2 protein-coding genes are annotated in these 6,946 nt (G+C 68.5%); both read left to right on the forward strand.

The annotated features are described in order from the left end of the window. The first annotated feature begins 259 nt into the window (after positions 1 to 259). A complete protein-coding gene (locus DEM25_RS17495; RefSeq protein ID WP_109769505.1) occupies positions 260 to 2,230 on the forward strand; it encodes an autotransporter assembly complex protein TamA in 1,971 nt (656 codons plus the stop codon). Between the two features lies 1 nt (position 2,231). Then, a complete protein-coding gene (locus DEM25_RS17500) occupies positions 2,232 to 6,548 on the forward strand; it encodes a translocation/assembly module TamB domain-containing protein (RefSeq protein WP_120222802.1) in 4,317 nt (1,438 codons plus the stop codon). Positions 6,549 to 6,946 lie beyond the last annotated feature (398 nt).

The raw sequence follows: 6,946 nt of genomic DNA on the forward strand, positions 1-6,946 counted from the left end.
CGACACGGCCATCATCGCCGCGGCCGAGCCAAGAAGAAGGCTCTTGATTTTCATAATTGACCTCCAGTCAACCACGAAAACCGCGCCGGTCCGGGAAGCCCGTCTTCACGCGTGGTTAACCAAGGGCCGTCGACCCGAGCGGCCTGCCTTGTTTCCGGCCATGTTTTCTGGTGCTTGGCGATGTTCCGCGCTAGGTACGCGGGGTGAGCGGCGCGGGGGATACGCCGCCTGTGGCGATGCGGGCTCGATGCGGCGCCGCATGAAGAGCAAAGGGGCCGCGCACGAGGTGTTGCGTAACGGGTCGGGTCGACTGTCTGCGAAAGGAACTGCGCACCGCGCCGGCGCGCTGTCGGTTGCGCTCGCCCTGACGTTGACCGTCCACGTCCCCCAGGCCCGTGCCCTTGAACTGTTCGGCCTTTGTCTGTTCGGCGACTGCCGCAACGCGGTCGAGGCGCCCGACCTGATCGATCCCAAACCCTATGACGTGACGCTCACGGTCGAGGGTGCGGACGCCGACGTGGAAGCCGCCGTCAAGGCCGGCTCGGCGCTGTGGGGCGGCCGAAACGCGCCGGCCGCCGGTTCCGCCGGGCTTTTGTCGCGCGCACGCGCCGACTATCGGCGCATCCAGGCCGCGCTCTACGACGAGGCCCGCTATGGCGGCACGATCTCCATCCGCGCCGACGGACGGGAAGTGGCCGACCTGCCGGCGGGCCACGATTTCGCCGACGGAGCAGTGTTCACCGTCTCGGTCCGCCCAGGTCCGGTCTACACGTTCGCTGCGCTTGCCATCGACAATCTGCCGCCGCGCTCCGACGATCCGCGCGATCGCGTCGATGCGCCGTCGACAGCCGGATTCGCCACTGGCAGCCCGGCGCGCGCCGGTGCGGTGCGCCAGGCCGGACAATTGGCGGTCGAGGGCTGGCGCCAGCAGGGCCATGCCACAGCGCGCATCGCCGAGCGCGAGGCCGTCGCCAACCACCCGAACCGGACGCTACGGGTCCGTCTTGTTGTCGATCCGGGGCCGCGCGCCAGCTATGGCGCGGTCACCGTCGAGGGAACCGACCGGATGATCCCCTCCTTCGTTGCGCGGCAGACCGGCCTTCTGCCCGGCGACGAGTACGATCCCGACGACGTGGAGCGGGCCCGCGAGCGTCTGCGGCGGCTCGGTGTCTTCAACGCGGCCACCGTCAACCCTGCCGAAAAGGTGGAGGAGGACGGCACGCTGCCCGTCGCGGTGACCGTCGAGGAACGCAAGCTGCGCCGCATCGGCGCCGGCGCGACCTATTCGACGCTCGACGGGTTCGGCGCCGAAGCCTTCTGGCTACACCGCAATCTGTGGGGCCGCGCCGAGCGTTTGCGCATCGAGGGCGGCGTCTCCGGCGTCGACGGCAGTTTCAATGCCGGCAATTACGACTATCGGCTCGGCGCGACGCTCGGCCTGCCCGGCCGCTTCACGCCCGATACCGACATCACGCTCAGCGCGCTCGCCGATCGCGAGGTGTTGGACAGCTATACCCGAACCGGCGCCGAAACGTCGGTCGGCGTCGTTCACTACCAGTCCAACCGGCTGACCTGGTCGGGCAGCCTGTTCGTCGATTATGCCGAGTTCGAGGATGCGATGGGCACGAGGCGGCTCGGCCTCGTCGGCGGCAGCGCCGGGCTTGAATATGATGCGCGCAACGATCCGCTCGATTCGACCGCCGGCTTTTTCGCCTCGGCATCGGCGACGCCTTTCTACGAATGGGAGTTCGGCAATCCGGCGGTTCAGTTCGATGGCGAGGTCCGCGCCTATCAGGCGCTGGGTGACGGTGGCCGCACGGTGCTGGCCGGCCGCGTCACGGCCGGATCGATCATCGGTCCCGCGCCGGCCTTGCTGCCGCCCGACAGGCTTTATTTTGCCGGCGGCGGCACATCGGTGCGCGGCTTCGCCTATCGCTCGATCGGCGGCGCGGACAGCACGACCACAGGCGGCAAGTCGCTGATCGAGGCATCGGCGGAAATCCGGCAGGGGGTTACCGACACGATCTCGGTGGTCGGTTTCATCGACGCGGCGATGGTCGGCACCGACTCGCTGCCCGCCTTCGACCGGGCGCCGCGCGCCGGCGCCGGTATCGGCCTGCGCTACAAGACCGGGCTCGGCCCGCTCAGGCTCGATGCCGCGACGCCGCTCAATCCGCGTCCGGGCGATGGCCGGTTCGCCATCTATGCCGGCATCGGGCAGGCATTCTGACATGACGTATCTGTCCCGCATCGCCATTCTTCTCGTCGCGCTGCTCGGCGTGACGCTGACGGGCGCCCTGGCGCAGGACAATGAGGAAGCCGAACGCTCCGGCTTCATCCGCTTCGTCGAGGAACAGATATCGGCGCCGAACATGCAGATCAGGCTGATCGGCATCGAGGGGTCGCTGTCGTCCGATGTCCGGCTCGAGCGGATCACCATCTCTGACGATGACGGCGTCTGGCTGACCATCGAGGAACCGCGGCTCGTCTGGCAGCGATCGGCGCTGTTGCGCGGGCGGCTGGTGATCGACGAATTGTCGGCGACATCGCTCGATTTCGTCCGGCCGCCGCTGCCCGACGACAGCCTGCCCGAACCCGAAGCCGGCGGCTTCTCGGTGCCCGAATTGCCGGTGGCCGTCCAGATCGCGGAACTCAGCCTGCCGCGCGCATCGTTTGGCGAGACCGTGTTCGGCCTGCAATCGGTGCTCTCGCTCGCCGGCAGCCTTTCGCTCGATGGCGGAAACCTGGCCGCCGATCTGGACATCGACCGGCTCGACGGGCCGGGCGGCAGCCTTGATCTCGACGCAACGCTCGAAGGCGAAAACCTCGATCTGCAGGTCTTGCTGAGCGAGCCAGATGACGGTGTCGTCGCCAATCTGCTGAACCTTCAGGGGCGCCCGCCCGTGGCGCTGACGCTTGCAGGCGGCGGTCCGCTCGATGCACTCGGCATCGATCTTGGCTTCGATGTGGATGGCGCGCGCATCCTCGAAGGCCGGCTCGAGACGCGCCGCGGCTTTCTGGCGGGTGCGACCGAACTCACCTTTTCGCTGGGCGGGCCGCTGGCTGACATCTTGCCGGCGCGCGAGCGCGAATTCTTCGGCGACCGCACGGATTTGGCCGGCCGGCTTTTGCTCGATGATGACGACGGCACCCGCATCGAAGAAGTCACGATCGAAAGCGGCGCACTGAACGGTCGCGTCACCGGGCGCCTGCTGCCCGATGCTTTCCCCGCAGAGTTGGGTGCCGATATCCGCCTTGCCCGCCCCGGCGGCGGCCCCGTGTCGCTGCCCGGCGCGGGCGATGTCACGGTCGGCAGCGCCCGCATCACGCTTGATTATGGCGGCGCCGACTGGACCGCCAGAGCGGACATGGAAGCGCTGGCGACCCCCGGTCTGTCGATCGGATCGGTCGGCATTGGGGGCTCGGGCACGCTTGCCGATTTGCCCGATCCGAACGCCCGCTCGGTCTCGTTTGCGCTGACGGGCGCTGCGCGCGCGCTCGAAGCTGCGGACGCAGCACTGTCCGAGGCGCTTGGCGACACGGTCAATGTCGATGTTCGCGGTGAATGGCAGGCCGGTGAACCGCTCACCCTGTCCGGCCTGACGCTTGCCGGCGACACGGCGCGTGTCGAGGGCACCGGTATCGTCGAAGGCTGGGCGTTCGACGGCACATCGGTGCTGGATGCGCCCGATCTATCGCCCTTTTCGGCGCTTGCCGGGCGCGATCTGGCCGGCGCGGCCTCACTGGCGCTCAATGGAACGGTCGCGCTGATCGGCGGCGGTTTCGACATGATCGTCGATGGCGGTGCGACCGGCCTGCAGGCGGGCGACGACATGGCCGGCCGGCTTCTTGCGGGCGATCTGGCGCTCGGCGGCGGCGTTGCCCGGACGGCCGATGGCCTCTCTTTTTCCGCGTTCGAAGCGGCCAACGACCAGCTGTCGCTGGCAATCAGCGGAACGCTTGCGAGCGAGACGGCCGATCTGCGCGGCGCCCTGTCGCTTGCCGATCTTGGGCTGGTCGATGCGCGCTCGTCCGGCAGCGCCGGCATCCAGATCGCGGTCGATCGCGCCGCGGCGCCGGTATCGGATGCGCCGCCCGAGGACGATGCCGAACGGCCCTATGCCGTCACCGCATCGCTTCTGGTGCCGGCCGGCCGTCTGGCGGGCCAGCCGGTGTCGGGCATGCGGGTCGGTTTCGCCGGCGAGGCGATCGGGGATCGCGTCGCCGGACGGTTGGACGGAAGCGGCGAACTGGCGGGCCAGCCGGTCGAGGTCCAGGCGCAGGTCACGCGTGACGGCGCGATTTATGCCGTGCGCGATCTGCTGCTTGAGGCGGGCGCGGGGCGGCTGGCCGGAACCCTCTCTTATGGCGATGGTCTGGCCAATGGCAGCCTGACGGTCGATGCAAGCGACGTATCGGGCCTTGCCGCGCTTGCGCTCATCGAAGCTTCCGGCGGGCTGGACGCCGACATCGAACTGGCCGCCCGCGAAGGCGAACAGGATGTCACGGCCAGCGCGGCGGTGCGGTCGCTGACAATCGCCGGCGTGTCGGTCGCAAGCGGGAGTCTCGATGCGGCGCTCACCGATCTCTTCGGCACCGTGTCGGGCCGGGCCGAAGCCGATCTACGATCGGTCGACATTGGCGGCACCGTCATCCGGTCCGCCACGGCCACAGTTCGACCCTTGAACGGTGCCGAGACGCTCGCCTTCGAGGCCAACGTCGCGCTGGCGGACGGGACGGCCCTGGATACGGAAGGCAATGCCGCTTTGGGCGATGTGACACGGATCGGCCTTGCGACGCTGTCCCTCGATACGCGCTATGGCGACGCGCGGCTTGCCGCACCGGCCCGCATCGTCATCGACGGCGGCACGACGCGGATAGAGAGCCTTTCGCTGGACATCGAAGGCGGGCGCGTGACCGCGAGCGGGACGGTCGGCGAAGCGCTGGACCTCGATCTCGTCTTCAACGGTCTGCCGGCCGGTCTGGCCAACACGGTCCAGCCCGGGCTGGGCGCGGCGGGCGCCTTGAGCGGGCGCGTTGAGGTAACGGGCACGCCTGGCGATCCGCGGGCTTCGTTTGCGATCGGTGGCGAGGGCCTGACGGCGACCGTGATACGCCAGGCGGGCGTCACGCCGTTCTCGGTGACGACATCGGGGAGTTTCGGCGGGCAAAGGATTGCCGTTTCAGGCTTTTCGGCGCGCAACGGTCAGGGCGCGGCGATCGACGCTTCCGGGACCGTGCCGCTGGCGGGCGGCGCCCTTGACGTCACCGCGTCGGGAGCGGCGCCGCTGGAACTGGTCAATGCCGTGCTGGCCGGGCGCGGCACGCGCCTTTCCGGCACCGCGCGGTTCGATGCCCGCATCGGCGGTGCGCTGGCACGGCCGGCCGTGTCCGGGCTGGTCTCGATTTCCGGCGGCCGGATCACCGATCCGGGTGCCAACATCGATCTGACCGGCGTCAACCTGCTGGCGGGGCTCGAAGGCGACCGCCTCGTCATCCGCAACGCATCGGCAAGCCTTGCCGGCGGCGGTGGGTTGACGCTGTCGGGCACGGTCGGCCTCGGCGCCGGTTTGCCGGCCGATCTGACGCTGGCGCTCGCCGGTGCGCGCTATTCCGACGGCCAACTCTTTTCCGCCGATCTTGGCGCGGACCTCTCCATCACCGGACCGTTGAGCGGCGGGGCGACGATCGCCGGCACGGTCGATATCGCCCGCGCCGAGATCACCGTGCCGGAGACCTTTGCGGGCGACGCCGACCTGATCGATGTGCGCCATATCGACCCCGATGCCGGCACGCGCGCGACGCTGGAGCGGATCGCTTCGGTGATGCCCCGCACCGATGGCGGCGATCCGTCGGCGCCCTACAGGCTCGATGTGCGCATCAATGCGCCCAGCCAGATGTTCGTGCGCGGCCGCGGCCTTGACGCGGAACTGGGCGGGCAGGTCCGCGTGACCGGCCCGCTCGATGCGCTCGCGCCCGTCGGCGCCTTCAACCTGATCCGCGGACGGCTGTCCCTGCTGGCGCGGCGGCTCGACTTCACCAATGGCGCGGTGACGCTGACCGGCAATCTCGATCCGTTCATCAACATGACCGCGCAGACCTCCAATGGCGATCTGACGGCGTTCGTCACCATCATCGGCCCGGCATCGGACCTCGACGTGCGGCTTTCGTCCTCGCCTTCCCTGCCCGAAGACGAGATTCTGGCCCGCATCCTGTTCGGCGAGGACATTGGCAGCCTGTCGCCGGCGCAACTGGCGCAACTGGCCGCCGCCGCCGCTTCGCTCGCCGGCGGCGGGTCCGATCTGGCCGGCGGGCTGCGCGGCGCGCTCGGCGTCGACGATCTCGACGTCGTCCAGGACGAAGGGGGCGGCGTGGCCGTGCGCGCCGGCCGTTATCTTTCCGACAATGTCTATCTGGAGGTGGAGGCCGGCGCCGACGGGGCCGAGACATCCATCAATCTGGACATCACCGATTCCGTGACCGCCCGCGGCAGCGCCACGACGGGCGGCGATTCGTCGATCGGCCTGTTCTTCGAACGCGACTACTGAAAGCGCGGCGTGTCGCGACCAGATCGCGTCGCAACGCTTGGTGTGCAAGGCTTTTGCGGCTTTTTCCGGTCTTCGCAGCGACCCGCTGCCCGCTTCCGAATTGTTAACGGCTGTTAAAGTCGATGAACAGTTCCTGACCAAAATCGTGTCATTTGTGCAACATCGCATTCCTATCAGCGGCAACGGGGCCGGCATGACCCCAATTGCGTGTTGCGCGGCCAGATGGGTTGGGTCATGAACGGATCAGGAAACGGGCGGGTCTGCCTGTTTCTGCGTTAGGGGATGGGACAGGCAGTCCTGTAGAACACCCCAGACCCGTTTCGAACTTTGACTGGAGGTCAATTATGAAAATCAAGAGCCTTCTTCTTGGCTCGGCCGCGGCGATGATGGCCGTGTCG

The sequence above is a fragment of the Oceaniradius stylonematis genome (assembly GCF_003149475.2).
Lineage (GTDB): Bacteria > Pseudomonadota > Alphaproteobacteria > Rhizobiales > Rhizobiaceae > Roseitalea > Roseitalea stylonematis.

Excerpts from the sequence above, each read along its gene's own strand:
- DEM25_RS17495 (WP_109769505.1), top strand. The coding sequence starts at position 260 with ATGAAGAGCAAAGGGGCCGCGCACGAGGTGTTGCGTAACGGGTCGGGT.
- DEM25_RS17500 (WP_120222802.1), top strand. The coding sequence starts at position 2,232 with ATGACGTATCTGTCCCGCATCGCCATTCTTCTCGTCGCGCTGCTCGGC.